Origin of the sequence: Phenylobacterium sp., from assembly GCF_030679875.1 — a bacterium.
Taxonomy (GTDB): domain Bacteria; phylum Pseudomonadota; class Alphaproteobacteria; order Caulobacterales; family Caulobacteraceae; genus Phenylobacterium.
The window spans coordinates 105,610-130,548 of record NZ_JAUXSP010000021.1; the positions used below are offsets into that span (position 1 = coordinate 105,610).

The 24,939-nt window shown below is 68.3% G+C and carries 12 protein-coding genes; 9 read left to right on the plus strand and 3 right to left on the minus strand.

Going from position 1 to position 24,939, the window contains the following annotated elements; all coding sequences use genetic code 11:
* Positions 1-2 precede the first annotated feature (2 nt).
* Positions 3-1,325, minus strand: a complete 1,323-nt coding sequence (locus Q8K84_RS13985) for a DUF2254 domain-containing protein (protein ID WP_305283309.1) — start codon at positions 1,323-1,325, stop codon at positions 3-5.
* 202 nt (positions 1,326-1,527) lie between these two features.
* Between Q8K84_RS13985 and Q8K84_RS13990 the strand changes: the two genes are divergently transcribed.
* From Q8K84_RS13990 to Q8K84_RS14000, 3 genes are read left to right on the plus strand one after another with little or no spacing between them, the layout of a single operon-like run.
* Positions 1,528-2,127, plus strand: a complete 600-nt coding sequence (locus Q8K84_RS13990) for a DUF2939 domain-containing protein (protein ID WP_305283310.1) — start codon at positions 1,528-1,530, stop codon at positions 2,125-2,127.
* Between the two features lie 18 nt (positions 2,128-2,145).
* Complete coding sequence (locus Q8K84_RS13995; protein WP_305283312.1) at positions 2,146-3,063, plus strand: AEC family transporter; 918 nt, start codon at positions 2,146-2,148, stop codon at positions 3,061-3,063.
* A 56-nt stretch (positions 3,064-3,119) separates the two neighbouring features.
* A complete protein-coding gene (locus Q8K84_RS14000; RefSeq protein ID WP_305283313.1) occupies positions 3,120-3,524 on the plus strand; it encodes a VOC family protein in 405 nt (134 codons plus the stop codon).
* 58 nt (positions 3,525-3,582) lie between these two features.
* On the opposite strand, the gene alaS is transcribed toward Q8K84_RS14000, so the two are convergent.
* Both alaS and recA read right to left on the minus strand, forming a co-directional pair.
* Positions 3,583-6,222 carry an alanine--tRNA ligase gene (gene alaS, locus Q8K84_RS14005; RefSeq protein WP_305283561.1) on the minus strand — a complete coding sequence of 880 codons (2,640 nt, stop codon included), beginning with the start codon at positions 6,220-6,222 and terminating at the stop codon, positions 3,583-3,585.
* 234 nt (positions 6,223-6,456) lie between these two features.
* Positions 6,457-7,524, minus strand: a complete 1,068-nt coding sequence (recA, locus tag Q8K84_RS14010; protein WP_305283315.1) for a recombinase RecA — start codon at positions 7,522-7,524, stop codon at positions 6,457-6,459.
* Between the two features lie 263 nt (positions 7,525-7,787).
* Between recA and Q8K84_RS14015 the strand changes: the two genes are divergently transcribed.
* Genes Q8K84_RS14015 through treY form a run of 6 tightly spaced genes read left to right on the plus strand, consistent with a single transcriptional unit; the run spans position 7,788 to position 24,933 of the window.
* Complete coding sequence (locus Q8K84_RS14015; protein ID WP_305283317.1) at positions 7,788-11,018, plus strand: maltotransferase domain-containing protein; 3,231 nt, start codon at positions 7,788-7,790, stop codon at positions 11,016-11,018.
* The gene (gene treS, locus Q8K84_RS14020; RefSeq protein WP_305283319.1) at positions 11,015-14,275 is read left to right on the plus strand and encodes a maltose alpha-D-glucosyltransferase; all 3,261 of its coding nucleotides are present in this window, start codon (positions 11,015-11,017) and stop codon (positions 14,273-14,275) included. Before Q8K84_RS14015 ends, treS begins: the two co-directional genes overlap by 4 nt.
* Complete coding sequence (glgB, locus tag Q8K84_RS14025) at positions 14,272-16,467, plus strand: 1,4-alpha-glucan branching protein GlgB (protein ID WP_305283321.1); 2,196 nt, start codon at positions 14,272-14,274, stop codon at positions 16,465-16,467. Before treS ends, glgB begins: the two co-directional genes overlap by 4 nt.
* Positions 16,464-20,327, plus strand: coding sequence for a glycogen debranching protein GlgX (gene glgX / locus Q8K84_RS14030; RefSeq protein WP_305283323.1), 3,864 nt, complete (start codon positions 16,464-16,466; stop codon positions 20,325-20,327). The genes glgB and glgX overlap by 4 nt, the downstream gene beginning before the upstream one ends.
* Complete coding sequence (malQ, locus tag Q8K84_RS14035; RefSeq protein ID WP_305283324.1) at positions 20,324-22,345, plus strand: 4-alpha-glucanotransferase; 2,022 nt, start codon at positions 20,324-20,326, stop codon at positions 22,343-22,345. The genes glgX and malQ overlap by 4 nt, the downstream gene beginning before the upstream one ends.
* Positions 22,342-24,933 carry a malto-oligosyltrehalose synthase gene (treY, locus tag Q8K84_RS14040; protein WP_305283325.1) on the plus strand — a complete coding sequence of 864 codons (2,592 nt, stop codon included), beginning with the start codon at positions 22,342-22,344 and terminating at the stop codon, positions 24,931-24,933. The genes malQ and treY overlap by 4 nt, the downstream gene beginning before the upstream one ends.
* Positions 24,934-24,939 lie beyond the last annotated feature (6 nt).

The window sequence follows — 24,939 nt, forward strand, 5'->3', positions numbered from 1 at the left end:
GACTAGGGTCCGGTGCGGCGCGCCGGGCCCCCATGAGCGACGACGCGCCCGAGAGCCCGGTGGCGCTGATGCAGGTCCTGCAGGTCCTTGTCGTTGGCGAAGGCCTTGCTGCCGTCTGACATGATCTTGTCCGCATGAGTCACGAGGACGGCCAGGCGATCGGCGTCCCGCTCCTGCTCTGCGACCAGGGCCAGAATCTCCAGCATTCGGATCAGCACGGAGGGAGCCCCAGCGCCGCTCTGCCGGATCATGTCAAAGCTGACGTCCACAAGCCCGGCATAGTCGCTGACGGGGCGCACGAGGATGACGCGGCCATCCCGAACCGTAACACCTGAGACAAAGGTCCGGTTGGCCACCCGACACAGGGCCGACCCCAGCTGGTCCAGCACGGCGATGGCGGTCATGGGATCATTGATCCCCGGCGACAGGGCGCGGACCGCCACCTCCACCAATTGGCGGGCGCTGTATTCGAGATCGGCGCCTGAGGTCCGTCGGGCGCTAAGCGCTGTCGCGCCGATCACGGCGTCCTGCGCGCCCTCGACTTCCGGCGGCCAGACCTGGGCCACGCAGCCGCCGGCCATGATGAAGTCTCCGGGCCGCACGAGCAGACGGATCCGCGCCCCCTTGGCCAGAGCCCACTGCGCCAGGTCCTCGGTCTCCAGCTGCTGCAGGTAGCCGTTCCGAGTGTCCAGGACGGGACAGGCATTGTCCCAGTCGAGATCGATGGCGCCGGGTCCCAGGCGGGATTCGGTTGGCGCGGGCTCAGTCTGGGCGTCCAGGGCGGCGAAGAAGTCCCGCCGCACCAGATCGATCACCGTATCGATATTGATCCGGCTGGACATGTGGTGGACGTAGTAGACCAGCAGCGCGACGCAGACGCCGCCGAGCAGCATGGCGCCGGCCAGGGCCAGGCGGGGCACGAACAGGTCATCCTCACCGCCGCGCACCTGCCTTAGAACCACCAGGCAATAGGCGAAGGTGCCGAGGAACACGCCCAGCACCACCTGATTGCCCCGATCCCGGGTGAAGTTGTCGAGCAGGCGGGGGCCCATCTGGCTCGAGGCCAGGGTCAGGGCCGCGATGGTGATGGAGAACAGGGTCCCCGTGACGCCGATGGTCGAGGTGGCGATGGCGCCCAGCAGGGTCCGCGCGCCGCTCTCGCCGCCTTCATACAGCAGCGACATCAGAGGATCAGGGATCCAGTCGGCGCCTTCGGCGCTGACCGCCCAGAAGGCCGCGAGGACGCCCAGGGTCACCAGGACGGCCGGAACCAGCCAGAACGTCGTGCGCAGATCATGCGCCAGCTTGTGAAGACGAGCCCCCATGGACGGATGAACGCGCTGGCCAAGCTTAGGCTCCCAAGACAAGCTTAGGGTCCCCAGAGTGGGTTCCGGGCGAAACGCGAACAGTCTCTGGGGTCTGGAGCGCCGCCGCGCCTCTCAGGCGAGGAAAATGGTGGGCGCGCTCCAGCCGTGTTAATCCTGCGTCGCAACCGGCGAAGCTTGGCCGAGGGGACCCGACCAGCCCATGGTCAGACGCGAGCTATTTAAGATCTTCGTTCTCTGCCTGGTCTTGTTTGGCCTGGCCTTCGCCCTGGCGCCTTGGTTCGCCTTCCGGGCGCTGAAAGCCAATGCCCGCGACCAGGACGTGGCGGGCCTGGCCGAAATGGTCGACCTCCGGGCCGTGCGCGCCAGTCTCCGGGACCAGGTGCACGAGCCCAACCGCGCGCCTCTGGAAAGCGATGAGACGGCCGCCGACATCTGGCGTGATCCGCTGGGCGCCATGCGCCGGGCCTTGGAACCGTTCGCCGAGCCCCTGGCGCCCCTGACGCCGGCCCCCGCCAGGCTTGAGCCCTATCTGACGCCAGCGGGCCTGTATGATCTGACCCGCGGCTATGCTCCGGGCGCGGCGCCACCCGAGCCGCCGCCTCCCCAGGGGCTGGCGCGGATCATCGAGACCCTCTCCGAACCCTGGCCCGCCCTGCGGTTCTGGGGGGTCGACCGGGTCCGGTTCGCCGTCCGGCCGCCCGGCCAGGCCGGGGACGTCACCGTTCTCACCTTTCAACGCACCGACCTCTTCCAGTGGAAACTGGTGCATGTGCGGCTGCCGGCCAACGACAGCCTCTAGCCCACTCCCGGACGCCTATTGGACCTGATTGCGCGCATTGCGCCGTTCTTCGCGATCATCGCCCTGGGCGCCGTGGCCGGCCGCACGGGCCTGCTCGGCCCGCGCCTCGGCGGCTGGCTGTCGGCCTACACCTTCTGGGTCGGGTTCCCGGCCCTGCTGATCCGCTGGCTTGGGGATGCGCCGCCGCCGGACGCCAGCCAGGCCCTGGCCCTGGGCCTCTACGGCTCGACCATGACCCTGATCCTCCTCGGCGCCTGGGCCACGGCGCGCCGGCTGGGCCTGCCTAAGGAGACCGCTGCGGGGCTGCCCATGGTGGCTAGCCTCGGCAACACCGCATTTCTCGGCGCGCCCCTGGCTGTCGCCGTACTGGGCGAAGCCGTCCGCCCTCAGGCCGCCGCCCTGGTGGCCATCGACTTCATACTGCTGATGGGTCTGGCCGTGGCCATCCTGCAGACCGGGACGGCCGCCGTGGGCCTGGCCGCCGCCCTACGCCGCGTGCTGGCCAACCCCACCGTCCTGGGGGCGGGCTGCGGCCTGGCCCTGGCGGCGACGGGGACACGGCTGCCGGGCCCCGTCGATCAGAGCCTCACCCTTCTGGCCCTCACCGCAAGCCCTGTGGCCCTGATCGCCCTGGGCGGTCTGATTGGGCGAGAGGGCGGCTGGCCCCGCAGGCGCGACCGGGGCCCGCTGGCCCTCGCCTTGACCATCAAGCTCGCGCTCGCCCCCCTGCTGGTCTGGCTGGTCCTGGGGGCGGCGGGTGTGGCGCCGGACCTGCGGGCGACAGCCACCCTGCTGGCGGCCTGCCCCACGGCGGTCAATGTCTTCATCCAGACGCGGAACATGGGGATCTTCGCCCGTGGCGCGGCCGAGGCGGTGATCGCCGGCACGGTGCTCAGCGCGGTGACCCTGTCCCTGATCGCCCACTTCCTCGCCTAGAATGTTCCTGTTATGTTCTCTCCTGCGGCGTTGGGCCGCCGATGGGAGAGACCGCCATGACCACCTTGCCTGGCCTGGGATATGTGACGCTGGGCGCCGAGGACCTGGCTGCAGCCCAGGCCTTTTATGACGCGACCCTGGCGCCGCTTGGCCTGCGCCGCCTGCATGAATTCGAGAACTGGACCGGCTATGGACGGGAGGACGATCCCGGCGGCCAGACCATCTGGGTGTGCAAGCCCTTCGATGGCGCCCCGGCCCAGGCCGGCAACGGGGTGATGATCGGCTTCTATGCCCCGACCCCCGACGTGGTGGACGCCTTCCATGCCGCGGCCCTGGCGCAGGGCGGCGCCTGCGAGGGCCCGCCCGGCTTGCGCCCGCAGTATGGTGAAGGCTGGTACGCCGCCTATGTCCGCGACCCCCAGGGCAACAAGCTGGCCTGCGTCCGCACCCCGCCTGGATGAGGCCACGGGGACACGGTGACGAGGTCGACCTGAAAGACGGGCCGGCCTCGTCTCGAACCTAGCCTGTGATGGCGGCCTTCAGGGCCGCCAGCCCTTCGTCGGCCCGGGCCCCGTCTGGAGCGCCGCCCTGGGCGAAGTCCGGCCGGCCGCCTGCGCCCTGGCCGCCCATGGCCAGGACTGCCGCCTTGGCGAGATCAGCGGCGTTGAAGCGATCCTTGGCCGCGCCGGTCACCGCCACGGTGACGGCGGCCTTACCCTCGGCCACCCCCACCAGAGCGATAATCCCATCGGGGATCTGCTTCTTGAATTCTTCGGCGATGGGCCGCAGGTCCTTGCCGCCGACCCCGTCCATGATCCGGGCCAGGACCTGAACCCCGCCGATCTCTTCGGGGCCAGCCTGGGCCGCCCCGCCGCCGCCCATGGCCAGCTGGCGCTTGGCGTCAGCCAGCTCCTTTTCGAGCTTGCGGCGCTGGGCCTCCAGAGCCTCAACCCGGCCCAGGACCTCCGACACCGGCGTCTTGAACTGCTCGGCCAGCTGGCGCGAAACCAGGGCCTGATCCAGCAGCCAGCGGCGGGCAGCCTCACCGGTCAGGGCCTCGATCCGCCGCACGCCGGCGGCCACGCCGCTCTCCGAGACGATCTTGAACAGGGCGATGTCGCCGGTGCGGGCCACATGGGTGCCGCCGCACAGCTCCACGGAATAGGCCCCCTCGCCGCCAAGGGCGCGGCCAAGGGTCAGGACCCGCACAACATCCCCGTATTTTTCACCAAACAGGGCCATGGCGCCGGCTTCGATCGCCTCTTCGGGGGCCATGTTCTTGGTCTCGGCGGGCAGGTTCTGGCGGATGACCGCGTTCACCTCCGCCTCCATCCGGTCGATCTCGTCCAGGGTCAGCGGCTGGCCATGGCTGAAGTCGAACCGAATCCGCTCCCCATCGACCATCTGGCCCTTCTGGCTGACATGCGGGCCCAGGACATTGCGCAGGGCGGCATGAAGCAGGTGGGTGGCCGAGTGGTTGGCCCGCGTCGTGGTGCGCCGATCGGCGTCGAGGGCCAGACGCACCCGGGCGCCCGGCGTCAGGTCGCCAGACTCGACCTCGATCACATGCACATGCAGATCGCCCGCCTGCTTCTGGGTGTCGATCACCCGTCCACGGCCGCCATCCCATTCCACTTCGCCGGTGTCCCCGGCCTGGCCACCGCTCTCCCCGTAGAAGGGGGTGCGGTCAAACAGGACCTGGATCGTCTGTCCGGGCCCGGCCTTTGAGACCTCCGCGCCGTCGGCCATCAGGACCAGCAGCTCGGCTGTCGTTTCGCCCTGGTCGTGACCGATGAAGTCGGTGGGGCCCAGGCGTTCGCGCATGGCGAACCATTCGCCGGCCGCCGCGGCCTGGCCAGATCCGGTCCAGGCGTCACGGGCCTGATCCTTCTGGCGCTTCATGGCCACGTCGAAGCCGTCGAGATCGACACTCATACCAAGCGCGCGCACGGCGTCCTGGGTCAGATCGAGGGGAAAGCCATAGGTGTCATAGAGTTTGAAAGCCGTCTCGCCAGGCAGGACGCCGCCTGATCCGACCAGGGCGGTGGCCTCCTCAAGCAGGCTCATCCCCCGACCGAGGGTGCGGCGGAACCGCTCCTCTTCCTGGCGCAGGGTCTCGGCGATCACCGGCTCGGCCCGGCGCAGTTCGGGATAGGCCTCGCCCATCTGACCGACCAGGGCCGGGGTGAGGCGATGCATCAGGGGCTCGGCGGCCCCCAGAAGATGGGCGTGGCGCATGGCCCGGCGCATGATCCGCCGCAGCACATAGCCCCGACCTTCGTTGGAGGGCGACACGCCGTCTGCGATCAGGAAGCTGGTGGAGCGCAGGTGGTCGACGATCACCTGGTGGGAGAACCGCGCCTCCCCTTGGGCCTTGACGCCCGTGGCCTCTTCGCTGGCGGCGATCAGCGCCTTGAACATGTCGGTGTCGTAGTTGGAATGCACCCCCTGCAGGACGGTGGTGATCCGCTCCAGGCCCATGCCGGTGTCAATCTGCGGCTTGGGCAGATCCTTGCGTGACCCGTCGGCGAACTGCTCCCAGCGCATGAAGACGAGGTTCCAGATCTCCACGAACCGGTCGCCATCCTCATCGGGGCTGCCGGGCGGGCCGCCGGCGACATGATCGCCGTGGTCATAGAAGATCTCGGTATTGGTGCCGCAGGGGCCGGTATCGCCCATGGACCAGAAGTTCTCTTCCAGTCGAACGATCCTGGAGTCCGGCAGGCCCGCGATCTTGCGCCACAGACTGGCAGCGTCCTCATCATCCGGCGCGATGGTGACCATCAGGCGCGCCGGGTCCAGACCAATGTCCTTGGTCATCAGCTCCCAGGCGAGCTCGATCGCGCCTTCCTTGAAATAGTCGCCGAAGGAGAAGTTCCCGAGCATCTCGAAGAAGGTCTGATGGCGGCCGGTATAGCCGACATTGTCCAGGTCGTTGTGCTTGCCGCCGGCCCGGACGCACTTCTGGACGGAGACCGCCCGAGGCGCCGGGGGTGTCTCGGCGCCTGTGAAGTAGTTCTTGAACGGCACCATGCCGGCATTGACGAACATCAGCGTCGGGTCGTTCTGCGGCACCAGGGGCGCCGACGGGATCACCAGGTGATCGCGCCCCTTGAAGAAGTCGATGAACGTGCTGCGGATCTGGTTCAGGCTGGACATGGCTTGCATATAAGGCTCGCGCGGCTGGCCGCGCAGGGGAATTTGCCGGTCGTTTACGAGACTTGCCGCTGAGCGCAAAGAAAAAGGACGCCCTGGCGGCGGGCCAGGGCGTCCTCCTCCGCAGACGAGGCGCCGCGTTGGGGTCCAGGAGCGAACCGAACGCTAATCGGCGGGGGGCGTCCGGCCCGGGCGGTCACGACGCCATCTGCGGAGATTCGGTTCGGCCCGCAGTGATCAGTCGTCGGGCTCGTCAGGGGCCCCCACCAGCAGTTCTTCCTCGATCTTGGAGGTGGCGCCGCGCACCGCCTTCTCGATCTCGTCGGCCACGTCGCGGTTGGCCTTGAGGAACTCCCGCACATTGTCGCGGCCCTGGCCGATGCGCTGGCTGTTGAACGAGAACCAGGAGCCGGACTTCTCGACCACGCCGGCCTTGACCCCCAGATCGATGATCTCGCCCAGCTTGGAGATGCCCTCGCCGTACATGATGTCGAACTCGACCTCCCGGAACGGGGGGGCCACCTTGTTCTTCACGACTTTGACCCGGACATTGTTGCCGACGATCTCGTCCCGCTGCTTGACCGAGCCGGTACGGCGAATGTCCAGGCGAACAGAGGCGTAGAACTTCAGCGCATTGCCCCCGGTGGTGGTCTCCGGACTGCCATACATGACGCCGATCTTCATCCGGATCTGGTTGATGAAGATGACCAGGGTCTTGGTCTTGGAGATGGAGCCGGTGAGCTTGCGCAAGGCCTGGCTCATCAGTCGGGCCTGGAGGCCTGGCAGGCTGTCGCCCATCTCACCTTCGATCTCGGCCCGGGGCGTCAAGGCGGCCACCGAGTCGATGACGATCACGTCGACGGCGCCGGACCGCACCAGGGTGTCGGTAATTTCGAGCGCCTGCTCGCCCGTGTCAGGCTGGGAGACCAGGAGGTCGTCCAGGTTCACGCCGAGCTTGTGGGCGTAGGACGGATCAAGCGCGTGCTCGGCGTCCACAAAGGCGGCCGTGCCGCCGCCCTTCTGGACCTCGGCCACCACGTGCAGGGCCAGGGTGGTCTTGCCGGAGCTCTCCGGGCCATAGATCTCAACGATCCGCCCCTTGGGCAGGCCGCCGATCCCGAGCGCCAGGTCCAGCCCGAGCGAGCCGGTGGAAAAGGACTCGATCTCGACGATCTTGCCCTTGTCCCCCAGCTTCATCACGGAGCCCTTACCAAAGGCCCGATCAATCTGAGACAGCGCCGCCTCGAGCGCGCGCTGCTTATCGCCTTCTTCACGTCCCACGAGTTTCAACGCCGACTGTGCCATTTGAGGGGACCCCTTATCCCATGATTCCGTCGAGCCGACCGGGGCGATCCCCGGCTGGGCGGCCAGGACTCAGACGTACGCCTTTTGTTCTCTGTTCGCAAGATGTTCTCTTCAGTCGCCAGGGTTGCCGCGCTTTATTTGGGCTCGGGCCCCGCCCCCTGCCCCCTTCGGGGCAGCCTCGAATAAAGCCGCAGGGGACGCCTGCGCCGTAGGAACGAAGACCCCCGCGACTGGTTCTGGTCGGACACCAGTCATGAGGGACGATGAACCCCGCCGCCCGTCTGCGCGCTGCTGCGCCCCGAATCTACTACGTCCACCCCAACGCGCTGAGCGTTCCGGAAGGCGCCGCACGGCTGGCCGAGAGGGCGGAAGATCTGGGCTTTGATCACCTGCTGGTCGCCCCGATCTTCCAACATCAGGGCGACCTCTTCCGCCCCATCAGCCACGACACCTCGAGCCTGTCCGGCGCGGCGACGACTGACGTCCTGAGCGGGCTGGCCGACGCCTGCAAGGCGCGGGGTCTGCGCCTGATGATGGACCTGGACCTCACCCGGTTCGACGCCGCGCACCCCCTGGTGGTCGCCCATCCGGACGCCTTCACCCTTCGTCGGGAGGCGCCTGAGGGTCGTCCCGTCGACCCGCGTGCGCCCTCGCCCCCCCAGGGCATGGCCATGGCTCGTCTGCGTCATGCGGCCTCGTGCGAGCTGATCCTCGACTGGGTGCTGAGCCGGGCCGAGACTTGGACGCAGAGCGGCCTGGACGGCTTTCGGCTGCTACGGGCAGATCAGGCCGAGCCAGAGCTATGGACCCGCCTGATCGCGCGCTTGCGGTCCGGCCGTCCGGACCTGACCTTCGTCGCCGATACGACTGGGATCAGCCGGTCTGAGGCTGTGGCGCTCTCCCCTTGCGGGTTTGACGCACTGATCTCATCGGTCGCCTGGTGGGATGGTCGGGCGCCCTGGCTCGCCGAAGAACATGAAGACCTTCGTCCCATCGCCCCCCTGCTGGCGCAGCCGGAGGCGCCGTTTGGGCCGCGCCTGGCTGCGCGCCTGCCGGCCGGCGCCAATTTCAGACAGGCCTATGCCCGGGCCCTGCGCCTGGCGGCCTCCACCGGTTCTGGCCTGCTGCTGCCCATGGGTTTCGAGGCGGCCGACGGCGCGCCGCTGGGAGAGCGGACGCCCATTCCCACAGCGGACGCCGATCTCGCCGCTGAAGTGCGCTCGGCCAATCACCTGCTGGCCGAACTCACCGCGTTTGATGGGGCGATGCGCAGTCTCACCAGTCCCGCATCGGCGGTCACCGTCCTGCTGCGGGCCAGCGGTCGCGACCTGCGGACCGCAGAGGCCGTCATTCTGGTCCTGATCAATCCGTCCATCGACGCCCCTGCCGAGCTTGACCCAGCCGCCCTCTTGCCGATGGCGGGCGCCTTTGGCCCCTTCGAGGCGATGGATGGGCGGCCAGACCCGTTCGATCTGCTGGAGCCCGGCGAGGTGCGTCTCCTCGGGGCCCGGCGCAGCGTTCCGATCCGCACCCCAAGCCGCGCCGGCCGACAGGGCGCCAAGGCCGCGGCCAAGGCGCCCCGCCTGGTCATCGAGGAGGTCTCTCCGCAGGTCACGGGCGGGCCATTCGCGGTCAAGCGCGTCGTCGGCGAGACCCTGGAGGTCAGGGCGGCGGTCTATGCCGACGGCCACGAGCAGCTGGCTGTAGAGCTTCGCTGGCGCGCCGCTGATGGCGAAGCATGGTCGAGCGCGCCCATGACGTCCCTGGGCAATGACATGTGGCGCGGCCACCTGCCCCTGGCGCGCCTGGGCCGTCACCAGTTCGCCATCCAGGCCTGGATTGACCGGTTCGGCTCATTCCACCGCGACCTGGCCAAGAAGATCGAGGCTGGCGTCGCCCAGCCCGTGGACTTCGAGGAAGGCCGCCTGCTGATCGCCGAAGCCGCCAGGGCAGAGCCTACAGGGGCCCTCGCCCAGCTTGCCGACGAGCTTTCTGGCCTTGAGCCTGACGCGGCTGGCCAGCGACTGCTCGCCCCCGAAACGATCGATCTGATGGGCCAGGCCCAGGACCGCGCCTTCGTCTGCACCAGCGACGTCCAGTGTGTCGACGCCGAACGACGGGAAGCTCAGTTCGCCAGTTGGTACGAGCTCTTCCCCCGCTCCCAGACCGACGATCCCAGCCGCCACGGGACCTTCGATGACGTCATCGCCCGGCTGCCGGCCATCCGGGCCATGGGGTTTGACGTGCTCTACTTCCCGCCCATCCATCCGATCGGCGAGCGTCACCGCAAGGGCAAGAACAACAGCCTGACGGCCGGTCCCGACGATCCGGGCAGCCCGTACGCCATCGGGGCGGCAGAAGGCGGACACGACGCCATTCACGCTGAACTCGGCACCTTCGAGGACTTCCGCCGCCTGATCGCCGCGGCCGACGACCACGGCCTGGAGATCGCCCTGGACTTCGCCATCCAGTGCTCGCCGGACCACCCCTGGATCAAGGATCATCCCGGCTGGTTCGACTGGCGGCCGGACGGGACGATCAAATACGCCGAGAACCCGCCCAAGAAGTACCAGGACATCGTCAATGTGGACTTCTACAGGGACGACGCGATCCCGGACCTCTGGATCGCCCTGCGTGATGTGGTGCTGCTGTGGGTGAGCGAAGGCGTCCGCACCTTCCGCGTCGACAACCCACACACCAAGCCTTTCGCCTTCTGGGAATGGATGATCCGCGAGGTTCGCGCCGCCCATCCTGAGGTGATCTTCCTGTCCGAGGCCTTCACCCGCCCGCGCGTCATGTACCGCCTGGCCAAGATCGGCTTCTCGCAGTCCTACACCTACTTCACCTGGCGCCACACCAAGGCGGAGTTCACCGACTATCTGACCGAGCTGACGACGACGGAGCCGAAGGATTTCTTCAGGCCAAACTTCTTCGTCAATACGCCGGACATCAATCCGGTCTTCCTGCAGACCTCGGGCCGGGCCGGCTTCCTGATCCGCGCGGCCCTGGCCGCCACCCTGTCGGGCCTATGGGGGGTCTATTCCGGCTTCGAGCTGCTGGAGAGCGACCCCGTCCCCGGCAAGGAAGACTACAAGGACTCCGAGAAGTACGAAATCCGGCCCCGGGACTGGGACGCGCCGGGAATCATCCCGCAGATCACCCAGCTCAACCGGCTGCGCAAGAGCCACCCGGCGCTGCAGACGCATCTCAACGTCCACTTCCTGCCGTCCAGCGACGACAACATCCTGTTCTACGCCAAGACCAGCCCGGATGGGGCCGACCTCATCCTGGTGGCCATCAACCTCGATCCCCATGGCGCGCATGAGGCCGATGTGGAGGCGCCGTTCTGGCGTCTGGGCCTCGGCGATGACGCGAGCGCCCATGTGGACGACCTGCTCACTGGCCAGAGCTTCGCCTGGCAAGGGAAGTGGCGTCGCATCGCCCTCGATCCCGGCCGCCCCTACCTCATTTTCCGTATGGAGGCCCCGCGATGAGCGTCGCCTATCTCGCCGACGATCACGCCGTTGATCCCGCTCCGGCCTCTGACCCCCAGTGGTACAAGGACGCGGTCATCTATCAGCTGCACGTGAAGTCGTTCTTCGACGCCAATGACGACGGCGTGGGCGATTTTGCCGGCCTTTCGGCCAAGCTGGACTACATCGCCAGCCTCGGCGTCAACGCCATCTGGCTGTTGCCCTTCTATCCGTCGCCGCGTCGGGACGATGGCTATGACATCGCTGACTATCGGGGCGTCCACCCGGAGTATGGCGATTTCGACGATGTGAAGCGCTTCATCGACGAGGCCCACGGCCGCGGCATGCGCGTCATCACCGAGCTGGTGATCAACCACACCTCCGACCAGCACCCCTGGTTCCAGGCCGCCCGCAAGGCGCCGGCCGGATCGCCGGAGCGGGACTTCTATGTCTGGTCCGACAACGACGCCGACTACAGCGGCACCCGGATCATCTTCCTCGACACCGAGACCTCGAATTGGACCTGGGATCCGGTGGCCGGCGCCTACTATTGGCATCGGTTCTATTCCCACCAGCCGGACCTGAACTTCGACAATCCCAAGGTGCTCGAAGAGATCCTGTCGGTCATGCGCTACTGGCTGGAGGCCGGGGTCGATGGCCTGCGGCTCGACGCCATCCCCTATCTGATCGAGCGGGAAGGCACCAATAACGAGAACCTGCCCGAGACCCACGACGTTCTGAAAGCCATCCGGGCGCATCTGGACGAGCATTTCGAAGACCGCATGCTGCTGGCCGAGGCCAACCAGTGGCCCGAAGACACCCAGCAGTATTTCGGCGACGGCGACGAATGCCACATGGCGTTCCACTTCCCCCTGATGCCGCGGATGTACATGGCCATCGCCCAGGAGGACCGCTTCCCGATCACCGACATCATGCGCCAGACCCCGGACATTCCGGAGGCCTGCCAGTGGGCGATCTTCCTGCGCAACCACGACGAGCTGACCCTCGAAATGGTCACCAACAAGGAGCGGGACTACCTCTGGAGCGTCTATGCCTCGGAGAGCCGGGCGCGGATCAATCTGGGCATCCGCCGGCGACTTGCCCCGCTGATGGAGCGCGACCGCCGCCGGGTCGAGCTGATGAACTGCATGCTGCTGACCATGCCCGGCACGCCCGTAATCTATTACGGCGACGAGCTTGGAATGGGCGACAACATCTATCTGGGCGACCGCGATGGCGTGCGCACGCCCATGCAGTGGTCACCGGACCGCAACGGCGGATTCTCCCGCGCCGATCCGGCCAGTCTTGTCCTGCCGGCGATCATGGACCCGCTCTATGGATTCCAGGCGATCAATGTCGAGGCCCAGAGCCGTGACAGTCACTCGCTGCTGAACTGGCTGCGTCGGATGCTGGCGGTCCGTCAGCGCCACAGCGCCTTCGGGCGCGGGACGCTGCGCTTCCTGCGGCCCCAGAACCGCAAGGTGATGGCCTATCTGCGGGAGCACGAGGGCGACACCATCCTCTGCGTGGCTAACCTCGCGCGCACCGCCCAGGCCGTAGAACTCGACCTGTCGGAATTCGCCGGCTGGACCCCCATGGAGATGTCCGGCAGCACGCCCTTTCCGCCGATTGGCCAGCTCACCTACCTGCTGACCCTGCCGCCCTATGGCTTCCACTGGTTCCAGCTCTGCGAGAAGACCGACGGGCCAAGCTGGAGCACCGCGCCGAGCGGGGTCCAGGCCGAGCAGCACACCTTCGTGCTCCGCGGCGATGTGGCCACACTGGTCCAGCCGCCGCACAAGGCCGTGCTGGAATCTGAGGTTCTGCCATCGTGGATGGCCGCTCGACGCTGGTTCCAGGGCAAGGACGCCGAGCTTGTCGCGACCCGGGTGAAGGGGGTTTCGCCCCTGCCTGGCGCCGCCGATCAGATCCTGGCCGAGCTGGAGGTCGAGACCTCCGCCGGGACCGCCGCCTACCTCGTGCCCCTGGGTGTCGCCTGGGAAGACGACCTCGCAGACCCCTACGCCCACAACTTCGCCATGGCGCGCGTACGCCGTGGCGCGCAGGTGGGCGATCTGACGGACGGCTTCCTGACGACGGAGTTCGTCCGCTCGGTCATGACCGGATTGCGGACCAAGGCCAGGCTCGCCTCGCCCTTCGGCGATATCGAGTTCACCTCGGCCGACTTCCAGGCCGGCGACGACGCCGAGATCGAATGGTCCTCCGCCGAACAGAGCAACAGCTCGGTGATCATCGGCCGCGAGATTGTTCTGAAACTGCTGCGAAAAGTGGTCCCCGGGGTCCATCCCGAGGCCGAGATGACCCGTGTGCTTACAGAGCGGGGTTATGCCCACGTGCCGGCCTTTGTCGGCGAGGTCCGTCGCATCGGGCCCGATGGCGCGCCGCACACCCTGATGGTCGCCCAGGCCTTCATCTACAGCCAGGGCGACGGCTGGGCCTGGACCCAGGACTATCTGCACCGGGTGATCGACGATCTCGTCCTGGCCGGAGATCAGACCGCCACCCCGGACTTCGCCTCCTATGCCGAATTCGCCCGCGTCCTGGGGCGTAGCCTGGCGCAGATGCACGCTGTCCTGGCTGAGCCAACCGAGGACCCGGCCTTCGCGCCGGAGCCCATGGACGCGGCCGCCATCGCCACGGTCCAGACGAGCGTCATGGGACAGGTGGACGACGCCCTGGCCGTGCTGCAACGCGGCGGCGACTGGACAGACCAAGAGAACCTTGGCGCCCTCGCCCAGAATCTCCTGCAGCGCCGGAGCGAACTCGAAAGGGCGGTCGCCCGTCTCTCGAACGCTGGGTCGGGCCAGATGCGCACGCGCATCCACGGCGATCTTCACCTTGGCCAGGTGCTGGTCACCGGCGGCGGCGTGACCTTCATCGACTTCGAGGGTGAGCCGGCCAAGCCCCTGGAGGCGCGCCGCGCCAAGGCCAGTCCTTTGCGCGACGTGGCCGGCATGTTGCGGTCCTTCGACTACGCAGCTGCGCTCGGCGCCATCGCCGCCGCCAATGTCGCCCAGGGCGTCCAGGGTCGGGCGGTCGACGTCGTCAGCCAGTTCAAGGCGGTCGCCAGCGAGGCCTTCCTCGACGGCTATGGCGATGTCGCAGGCGCATTCCCCGCTGAACTCCTCGACCTCTTCCTGCTGGAAAAGGCGGCCTATGAGGTGAGCTACGAGGCGGCCAACCGTCCGGCTTGGCTCGGCACGCCGCTTCGGGGCCTGGCCGCAACGGTTGATCGGCTGCTGGGCGCCGACCAATGAGCCAGGATGACCTGACCCTGACCCATGCCCTGACATCGGCCCTGATGGAGGGGCGGTTGACCGATCCCTTCGTCTTCCTCGGTCCGCACGAGGCTGAGGGGGAAACCGTCGTCCGCACCTTCCAGCCCGGCGCCGCCTCAGTGGCGGCTGTGCAAGACGGCGCTCCGCCCTCGCCCCTTGAGGAGGTCGCGCCAGGCCTGTTCGCCGGCCGTCTGAACGGCAAGGGCGCCTATCGGCTGCGCATCGACTGGGATGGCGCGACGCAGGAGACCGAAGACCCCTACGCCTTCGGTCTGCTTCTCGGCGACCTGGACCTGCACCTCTTCATGGAGGGCGCCCACTGGGAGCTCGGCCAGAAGATGGGCGCTCAACCCCAGACCTTTGAGGGCGTCGAGGGCGTCGGCTTCTCCGTCTGGGCGCCCAATGCGCGCCGCGTCTCGGTGGTCGGCGACTTCAACAGCTGGGACGGCCGACGCCACCCCATGCGTCTGCGCCATCCGGCTGGCGTGTGGGAGCTGTTCGTGCCGCGGCTCCAGCCCGGCGAGCGCTACAAATATGAACTGGTCGGCGCCCAGGGCGAACTCCTGCCCCTGAAGGCCGACCCGCTGGCGCGGATGACCGAACTCCCGCCCGGCCAGTCCTCGGTCGTCGCGCCGGCTGCGGCGTTCAGCTGGACCGACTCCGACTGGATGGCTGACCGAGAGCGGCGCCAGAAACCTGACGCCCCGATGTCGATCTATGAGGTGCACGCCGCCTCATGGCTGCGCCCCGACGACGGAGAGAGCCCCAACCTTGACTGGGACGGCCTGGCCGATCGCCTCGCCCCCTATGTGGCCGATCTGGGCTTCACCCATGTGGAGCTCTTGCCGATCATGGAACATCCGTTCGGCGGCTCATGGGGCTATCAGCCCCTGTCGCAGTTCGCCCCCAGCGCACGGTTCGGATCGCCTGAGGGCCTGGCGCGGTTCGTGGACGCCTGTCACCGGTTGGGCGTCGGCGTCATTCTCGACTGGGTGCCGGCCCACTTCCCCACCGACGTCCACGGCCTGGCCAGTTTCGACGGCACGCAGCTCTATGAGCACGCCGATCCCCGCGAAGGCTTCCACCAGGACTGGAACACCCTGATCTTCAATCTGGGTCGGCAGGAGGTTCAGGGCTTCCTGATCGCCAGCGCCATCTACTGGCTGGAGACCTTCCACATTGACGGCCTGCGCGTCGACGCCGTGGCCTCCATGCTCTACCGCGACTACAGCCGCCAGCCCGGCGAGTGGGTGCCCAACGTCCATGGCGGCCGGGAGAACCTGGAATCCATCGCGTTCCTGCGGCGGCTGAACGAGACCGTGGCCAGCCGTTGCCCCGGCGCTGTGACCATCGCCGAGGAATCCACCGCCTGGCCGGGCGTCTCCAGTCCGGTGGCCGAGGGCGGGCTTGGCTTCAACTACAAATGGAACATGGGGTGGATGCACGACACCCTCAGCTACATGCAGCGCGATCCGGTCTATCGGAACTGGCACCAGAACGAGCTGACCTTCGGCCTGCTCTACGCCTTCACCGAACGGTTCGTCCTGCCGATTTCCCACGACGAGGTGGTGCACGGCAAAGGCTCGCTGCTGGGCAAGATGCCCGGCGACCGCTGGCGGCAGTTCGCCAACTTGCGGGCCTATCTGGCCTTCATGTGGGCTCATCCGGGCAAGAAGCTGCTGTTCATGGGCTGCGAGCTGGCCCAGCCGACCGAGTGGAACCACGACGGCGCCATCCCCTGGGACCTGCTGGCCCAACCCGACCACGCCGGGATGCAGATGCTGGTGCGGGACCTCAACGCCATCTATGGCGGTGAAGCCGCCTTGCACCAGAGCGACGCCGATCCGGAAGGCTTTTCCTGGATCTGCACAGACGCCGAGGCCGGAGTTTTCGCCTTTCGCAGGCAGGCCCGGGGCGGGGCCGCACCTCTCATCTTCGCCATCAATGTCACACCGGAGCCCCGCCAGAACTACCGTATCGGCGCGCCCGCGCCAGGGGTGTGGGCCGAGGCGCTGAATACCGACGCCAGCCGCTACGGGGGTGGGAACATTGGGAATGGCGGCGAGGTTCATACCGAGCCGGCGAGCGCCCACGGCCTGCCGGACTCTCTGCCCCTGACCCTCCCTCCCCTCGGCGCCGTGCTTCTGCGCCATCAAGGAAAGCCCGCTTGATCCTGCTCCCGGACCGTCTCGAAGGCGGCCTTCCCTATCCCCTTGGCGCTACCTTTGACGGCCTGGGGGTCAACTTCGCCGTCTACTCGGCCCATGCGGAGAAGATCGAGCTTTGCGTCTTTGAGGAGACCGGCCGCCGGGAGATCGCAAGGCTGCCCCTCCCCGAATGGACCGATGAGGTCTGGCACGGCTATCTGCCGGACGCCAAGCCAGGGCTGCTCTACGGCTATCGCGCCCACGGGCCCTATGCGCCGCAGGAAGGTCACCGGTTCAACCCGAACAAGTTGCTGATCGACCCCTATGCCCGCAGCCTGTCGGGGGATCTGCGCTGGAGCGATGCGCTCTTCGGCTATCGGGTCAATGCGGCCCGGGCCGACCTCACCTTCGACCGCCGCGACAGTGCGCCGGCCATGCCCAAGTCGGTCGTCACCGCCGACAGCTTCGACTGGAGCGGCGACCGGCGGCCCAACACGCCCTGGGCCGACACGGTCATCTATGAGTGCCACACGCGCGGCCTGACCATGTTGATGGAGGAGGTGCGCCCGCCGGCCCGCGGCACGTTCGCGGCCCTGACCCATCCCAAGGTGATCGACCACCTGAAGCGCCTGGGCGTCACCGCCGTGGAGCTGCTGCCCATCCACGCCTTCGTGCAGGACCGCTTCCTGCAGGAGAAGGGGCTGGCCAACTACTGGGGCTACAGCACGCTCAACTACTTCACCCCCGAGCGCAGTTACCTCTCGGGAAGCGACCAGAACGAGCTTCGCATGGCGGTGCGCCGCCTGCACGCGGCGGGCCTCGAAGTGATCCTGGACGTGGTGTTCAACCACACCGCCGAGGGCAGCGAACGTGGCCCCACCCTCTCCTTCCGCGGTCTGGACAACGCCAGCTATTACAGCCTCGTGGAAGGCGACCCGCGGTTCTGCGTCAACGACACCGGCACCGGCAATACGGTGAACATGTCCAAGGCCCGGGTGGTCCAGATGGTCGCCGACTCCCTGCGCTACTGGACAAAATCCTACGGCATCGATGGCTTCCGCTTTGATCTGGGGGTGACGCTGGGCCGGGAGAAGCATGGCTTCGACCCTGGCGCAGGCTTCTTCGACGTGCTGCGGCAGGATCCCACGCTGCAGGGGATCAAGCTGATCTCCGAACCCTGGGACATCGGGCCGGGTGGCTATCAGCTGGGCCAGCACCCGCCGGGCTTCGCCGAATGGAACGACCGCTTCCGGGACGATGTGCGGGGCTACTGGCGCGGCGGCGAGGGCGGACGGCCCGATCTGGCCGCGCGACTTTCCGGCTCAGGCGACATCTTCGATCGCCGGGCTCGGCGGCCCTGGGCGTCCATCAACTTCCTCGCCTCCCACGACGGCTACACTCTGGGCGATCTGGTGAGCTACGAGGAACGCCACAACGAGGCCAACGGCGAGGACAATCGCGACGGCCACAGCGAGAACCTGTCGCGCAACTGGGGGGCCGAGGGGCCAACTTCAGACGTGGATATCCAGCGCACCCGGGGCCGGGTGATGCGGGCCATGCTCATGACCCTGTTCGCCTCATCGGGCACGCCCATGCTGCTGGGCGGCGACGAGTTCGGCCGCACCCAGAGGGGCAATAACAACGCCTATTGCCAGGACAATGAGATCTCCTGGTTCGACTGGCGCCAGCTTGAATCCCCTGAGGGTCAGGCTCAGATCGACTTCGTGTCTCGGCTGATCGCCCTGCGCAGGACCTACAGGACCCTTCGGCCCAACCAGTTCCTGCACGGCCAGAACGAGTATGCCCCCGGCGTTCTCGACGTCGATTGGTTCGACGAAAACGGCCAGGGCCTGTCGTCGGAGGACTGGCAGAACCCGCACGCCTCAGCCCTGGCCATGCGCCGCGCCGCACCCCTGGATGACGGCCAGGTCGAGCTGATCATTCTCCTGACCAACGCCAGCGACAGTCCCATGACCTTCCGCCTACCCGAGCCAACGGGGGCGCCGACCGTTCTGATCGACAGCGCCCACCCAGGCTCGGCTGAACACCCGCTGGAGGGGACTGAGGTCGAGGTCGGGGCGCACAGCGCAGTGCTGCTGCGATCGGTGGTCGACAGCGCCGACGGGTCGGGACGCTACGTCCACGATCTGCCCTTTGGCGCGACCGTTCTGGCGCCAGGCCGCACGCGCTTCCGCCTCTGGGCGCCGGGCAGCGAGGCGGTCACCCTTGAGGTCGAAGGCCTGCCGGCCCAGCCCATGACAGCGGCCGGCGAAGGCTGGTTCGAGGTCGAGGCGCCCTGCGGCGCCGGCTCGCTCTACAAGTACCGGGTGTCAGAGGACACCTGCGTGCCCGACCCGGCCTCCCGCGGGCAGAACGGCGATGTGCACGACGCCAGCCTCGTCGTCGATCCCGCCGCCTATCAATGGCGGACCGCCGACTGGAAGGGCCGTCCATGGGAAGAGGCGGTGATTTATGAGCTTCACCCCGGCCTGCTTGGCGGTTTCAGGGGGATCACCGAGCGGCTATCCGACCTGAAGGCCCTGGGCTTCACGGCCATCGAGCTGATGCCGATCGCCGACTTCCCCGGCCAGCGGAACTGGGGTTATGACGGGGTCCTGCCCTTCGCCCCGGACGGGGCCTATGGCTCGCCGGAAGAGCTGAAGGCGATGATCGACCAGGCCCACGAGCTGGGCATGATGGTCTTCCTCGACGTGGTCTATAATCACTTCGGGCCCGAGGGGAATGCGCTCGGCGCCTATGCGCCGCAATTCTTCCGAGATGATGTCCAGACCCCCTGGGGGGCGGCGATCGACTTCCGCAGGCCCGAGGTCCGGCGCTTCTTCATCGAGAACGCCATCTACTGGATCAACGAGTACCGGTTCGATGGCCTGCGCTTTGACGCCGTCCACGCCATCAGCGAGCGCGACTGGATCGACGAGATGGGCGAGGCGGTCCGGGCCGCCGCCGGTCGCGATCGTCATGTCCATCTCATCCTCGAAAACGACGACAACATCCCCGACCACATGAACGGGTCGTTCGACGCCCAGTGGAATGACGACGCCCACCACGTGCTCCACGTGCTTCTGACCGGGGAGACCGAGGGCTATTACAGCGCCTATGCCGAAGCCCCGGCGCAGGCCCTGGCCCGCACCCTGGCCGAGGGCTTCGTCTATCAAGGCCAGGCCTCGCCCCTGCGGGACGGCGCGCCCCGGGGCGCGCCCAGCGGCGGCTTGCCCCCCACCGCCTTCGTGAACTTCATCCAGAACCACGACCAGATCGGCAACCGCGCGCTCGGAGAGCGTTTGACGACACTCGTCGAACCCAAGGCCTTGCGCGCCGCCACGGCTCTGATTCTGCTCGCCCCCCAGACCCCCATGGTGTTCATGGGCGAGGAGGTCGGCAGCCGCTCGCCCTTCCTCTACTTCACCGACCACCACGAAGAGCTGGCCCAGGCGGTCCGCGAGGGACGGCGCTCGGAGTTTTCGCACTTCGCGGCCTTCGCCGATCCGGACGCCCGGGCGGCCATCCCCGATCCCAACGCCCCCTCGACCTTCGAGGCGTCACGCCCGGAACCCGGTCCAGACGGCGCCGACTGGCGCAGGCTCTACCGGGATCTGCTCCAGATCCGCGCCCGGGACCTCGCCCCTCGCCTGCGGGGCGCGCGCAGCGATGGCGCCGAGGCGCTGGGCCCAACCGCGGTCATGGCGCGATGGACGCTTGGGGACGGCGCTCGCTGGACCCTGGCGCTCAATCTCGGGTCCAACGCCGTCGAGATCGCCGAGGCTCCCGACAGGATCGCCACGGCGACGGTGGGCGATGGGCTCGACGGGGCCCGCCGACTTTGCCCCCACAGCCTGATCGCCTGGCTGGAGCCCAAACGGTGATCGACGCCGAGCTTGAGGCCTTCGCACTCGAGGCCGGGGTCCTGGTGGAATGGGAGGACGTGCACGGCGCACCCCGCCGCACGCCGCCCCAGACCTTGCGCGCGGTGCTGGCCGCGCTCGGCCTTCCAGCCTCCACCCAGGGTGAGCTGCGGGACAGTCGCGCGCGCCTGGCCGCCATGCCGGCCCCGGACTTCATCACCGCGCAGGCCGGCCAGCCGTTTCGACCGCTCGGTGGTCCCTGCGGCGCTCACGCCAGGATGCGGCTGGAAGGCGGCGGCGCCGTCGACATTGCGCTCGACCCGGAAACCGGCTTCACGCTTCAGGGGGTCGAGCGGCCGGGCTATCACCGGCTTGAGGTCGCTGGGCGAGAGATCACCGTGGCCGTGGCGCCGGCCCGCGCCTATGGCCTGGACGATCTGGCCTCGCAACGGCGGCTCTGGGGTCTGGCGGTTCAACTCTATTCCCTGCGGGGGGCCGACCCGCGTCCGTTCGGGGACTTTGGAGACCTTGCGGCGTTCGCTGGCGCTGCGGGCCGTCGAGGCGCTGGCGCCCTGGCCATCAGTCCTGTGCACGCCCTCTTCGCCGCCGATCCAGAGCGGTTCAGTCCCTATGCGCCGTCGAGCCGCCTGTTCCTCAACGGGCTCTACGCCGATCCCGTCGCGGTGCTGGGACCAGACCTGGGCGACCTTGGCGCACAGGCCACCGGGGACGATCTGGTGGCCTGGTCTGACGCCATCCCCCAGCGCCTGGCCGCCCTGCGCCGCGTCCACGCCCGGTTCACCTCCGCAGCGTCGGCGGATTTGAAGGCTGATCTGAAACAGTTTGAAGCCGAGGGCGGCGATGACCTGCGCGGTCACGCCCGGTTCGAAGCGCTTCATGGGACCTTGTTCGCCCGGGACGGCGCCCGCGGTTGGCCCGAATGGCCAGCAGAGCTCCATGACGCCGCGGGCCCGGCGGTGGCGGCGTTCGCCGCTGAACGTGACGACGAGGTCGCCTTCCACATCTTCGTCCAATGGCTCGCCGACCGGAGCCTGGCCCGCGCCCAGAACGCGGCCCGGGCGGCCGGCATGCCCGTCGGCCTGGTCACCGATGTCGCCGTCGGCATGGATCCCGGCGGCAGCCATGCCTGGTCACGGCCGCAGGACCTGTTGGCTGGTCTCAATATCGGCGCGCCGCCGGACGCTTTCCAGGCCAATGGTCAGGACTGGGGGGTCACCACCTTCTCGCCCCGCGCCCTGGCGGCCACCGGCTTTGAAGGCTTCCTGGCCACGCTACGCTCAGCCATGCGCCACGCCGGCGGGGTCAGGATCGACCATATTCTGGGCCTGCGCCGGCTGTGGGTCGTGCCCCATGGATCGGGGCCGACCGAGGGCGCCTATCTCACCTATCCCATGCAGGACCTGATGCGGCTGATCGCCATCGAGTCGCACCGTCATGGCGTCCTGGTGATCGGCGAAGACCTCGGCACCGTCCCGGCTGGAATGCGCGAGACCCTGAACGCGGGCGGTGTGCGGGGCATGCAGGTGCTGCTGTTCGAACAGGATCGAGCCGGGGCGTTTCGACCGCCCGGGCGATGGTCGCCGGGGGCCTGCGCCATGACCACCACCCACGACCTGCCGCCGATCGCCGGCTGGTGGCGTGCAACCGACATAGACTGGCGGGTGAGGCTTCAGCCCGACCTGGAGGCCGCGCCCCTGCTCGCGGAGCGGGACACCCAGCGCACAGCCCTGTGGGAAGCCTTCCAGGCCGCCGGTTGCGCCGCCGGCCCCTGCCCCGCGCCCGACGCGCCGGCGGCGGTCGTAGATGGCGCAGTGGCCTTCCTGGCCAAGACCAGCTGCGACCTCGCCATCCTGCCGATCGAGGACCTGCTGGGCCTGGAGGCGCAACCCAACCTGCCGGGCACCACCACGCAACACCCCAATTGGCGCCGACGTCTTCCTGGCTCTGGCGACGCACTGCTTGCCGCGTCGGGCCCGGCCGGCCGGATCGCCAGCCTGAACAAAGAGCGGCCGCGATGACTCCCACGGCGACCTACCGGCTGCAGTTCCACGCCGGCTTCACCTTCGCCCAGGCTGCCCAGTTGGCGGGCTACCTCCGCGACCTCGGCGTCAGCCACGTCTACGCCTCGCCGATCGCAGTGGCGCGGGCGGGCTCCACTCACGGCTATGACGTGGTGGATCCCACGGCCATCAATCCTGCGCTCGGGGGCGAAGACGGCTTCCGTCAGATGGCGGCCGCGCTCCGGGCTGAAGGCCTGGGGATCATCCTCGACATCGTGCCCAACCACCTCGCCGTGGGCGGCGCTGACAACGGCTGGTGGCTGGATGTTCTGGAGAAGGGCCAAGCCAGCCCCTTCGCCGAGGTCTTCGACATCGACTGGCGCCCCCGCGACCCTGCCTTGCAGGGCAAGCTCCTGGCGCCCTTCCTCGGCGGGCCCTACGGCGAAGCCCTGGTAGGCGGCGACATCCGGCTCGAAACCGGCCCGGACGGCGGGCTATGGGCCACGGCCCATGGCCACCACCGCTTTCCCATCCGCGCCGCCGACCGCGGGGAAGTCTTGGAGATAGGACTTGCGGCCTACGACCCGGCGCAGGCCGCCGGCCGGGAGCGTCTTCACGCCCTGCTTGAGCGGCAGGCCTATCGCCTGGCCTGGTGGCGGACAGCCGGCGACGAGATCAACTGGCGGCGCTTCTTCGACATCACCGAGCTGGCTGGGGTGCGCGTCGAGATTCCGGAGGTCTTTGATCGCCTCCACGCCCTGCCGCTGGCCCTCTATGCCGAGGGCCTGATCGACGGTTTGCGGATCGACCACATCGACGGCCTGGCCGACCCCGCCGGCTATCTCACCCGCCTCAGGGGCGAGCTGAGCCGTCTGGCGCCCATGCGTCCCGCCAGCGCACCGGGAGGCGAGGCCTATCTGGTGGTCGAAAAGATCCTCGCTCCGGGCGAGGCCCTGCCGGCCCCGTGGGCCTGCGACGGGACCACCGGCTACGAGTTCATGGACCGCGTATCGGCCCTGTTGCACGATCCCGCCGGGGCTGAGGCGCTCACCACGCTCTGGAATGAGGTCAGCGGGCGGCCGGGGACCTATCACGACGAGGAACGGGCCGCCCGGCGCGAGATCCTCACCCACGGTTTCGCCGGTCAGGTCGACGCCGTGGCCGAAGCCTTCCATCGCCTGGCCCGCAGCGACCTTGGCGCCCGCGATCTGACCCACGGATCCCTGCGACGGGCGATCGTCGAGCTTCTCACCGCCTTCGCCACCTACAGACTGTACGGCGGCGGCGGCGAGGCCCTGTCCGAGGGCGATCATCTCGTCTTGTCCAAAGCGCTCACAGGCGCGCGGGCCAGCGTCGCGCCTGCGGACCGGCCGGCCCTGGATCAGATCGAGACCTGGCTGAGAGGCGGCGGACCGGGCGCGGCGGAGGACCGGGGCGAGGCCCTGCGGCGGTTCCATCAGCTCAGCGCCCCGGTGGCGGCGAAGTCGGCCGAGGACACCGCCTTCTACCGATACCTACGCCTGCTTTCGCGCAATGAGGTCGGATCCGATCCTGGCCAGCTCAGTTTGGATCCGACGGCCTTCCACGCACTGAACCGCGCCCAGGCCGCCGACTGGCCCGGGGGCATGCTCGCCACCGCCACGCACGATCACAAGCGGGGCGAGGACGCGCGCGCCCGGCTCGCGGTGCTCAGCGAGCGGCCAGAGCTGTGGGGCGACCATGTCCGGACCTGGCTATCCCGCGCGCCACAGGACGTAGACCCCGCCGACGCCTATCAGATGCACCAGACCCTGGCCGGCGCCCTGCCCCTCGAGCTGGACATTGATGACAGCGACGGGCTGCGGATGTTCGCCGACCGCGTGGGCATCTGGTTCACCAAGGCGCTTCGGGAAGGCAAGCTGCGCTCGTCCTGGGCGGCGCCCAACGCCCCCTATGAAGCCGCCTGCCTCGCCTATCTTGACCACTGTGTCGGCGACCGGGCTTTTCGCGGCGCCCTCTATGGGCTGGTCGAGGAGATCGCCACAGCCGGCGCGATGAAGGGCATCGCCCAGGCCCTCCTGCGCTGCACAAGCCCCGGCATGCCCGACACCTATCAGGGCGCTGAACTCTGGGACTTCAGTCTGGTCGATCCCGACAATCGCAGGCCTGTGGACTTCGAGAGACGCCGGGACCTGCTCGCCGCCCCGGCGCCCGACCTCGGCCTGTCCGACTGGCGCTCCGGCGGAGTGAAGCAGCAGATTATCGCCCGAACACTCGGCCTGCGCCGACAGATGCCGGCCGTCTTCGCCCAGGGCGACTATGTCCCGCTCCGTATCGAGGGGCAGAGGCAGGCGTCCGTCATCGCCTTCGCCCGTCGCTTGGAGACCGAATGGGTGGTCGCCGCCGCCGTGATCGGATGCCCCACCTCGGGCCTGGCGGATGGGACGCCCTTGCCTGGCCGGGACTGGTGGGGGGACACCACAGTGATCCTGGACGCCAAGGCGCCGGCCAGCGTCCTAGATCATCTCAGCCAGACGCCGAGGGCCGGCGGTTCTGCGCCAGCGGCCGAGCTGTTCGAGCGCCTGCCCGTCGCCCTCCTTGTTGGGCGTCAGGACGCGCCCCTGTAGGCATGG

Bases quoted from the DNA above. Each gene is read 5' to 3' on its own strand.
- Q8K84_RS14015 (WP_305283317.1), top strand. From the start codon at position 7,788: ATGAACCCCGCCGCCCGTCTGCGCGCTGCTGCGCCCCGAATCTACTAC.
- recA (WP_305283315.1), bottom strand. From the start codon at position 7,524: ATGGCACAGTCGGCGTTGAAACTCGTGGGACGTGAAGAAGGCGATAAG.
- alaS (WP_305283561.1), bottom strand. From the start codon at position 6,222: ATGTCCAGCCTGAACCAGATCCGCAGCACGTTCATCGACTTCTTCAAG.
- glgB (WP_305283321.1), top strand. From the start codon at position 14,272: ATGAGCCAGGATGACCTGACCCTGACCCATGCCCTGACATCGGCCCTG.
- Q8K84_RS13990 (WP_305283310.1), top strand. From the start codon at position 1,528: ATGGTCAGACGCGAGCTATTTAAGATCTTCGTTCTCTGCCTGGTCTTG.
- treS (WP_305283319.1), top strand. From the start codon at position 11,015: ATGAGCGTCGCCTATCTCGCCGACGATCACGCCGTTGATCCCGCTCCG.
- Q8K84_RS14000 (WP_305283313.1), top strand. From the start codon at position 3,120: ATGACCACCTTGCCTGGCCTGGGATATGTGACGCTGGGCGCCGAGGAC.
- treY (WP_305283325.1), top strand. From the start codon at position 22,342: ATGACTCCCACGGCGACCTACCGGCTGCAGTTCCACGCCGGCTTCACC.
- Q8K84_RS13985 (WP_305283309.1), bottom strand. From the start codon at position 1,325: ATGGGGGCTCGTCTTCACAAGCTGGCGCATGATCTGCGCACGACGTTC.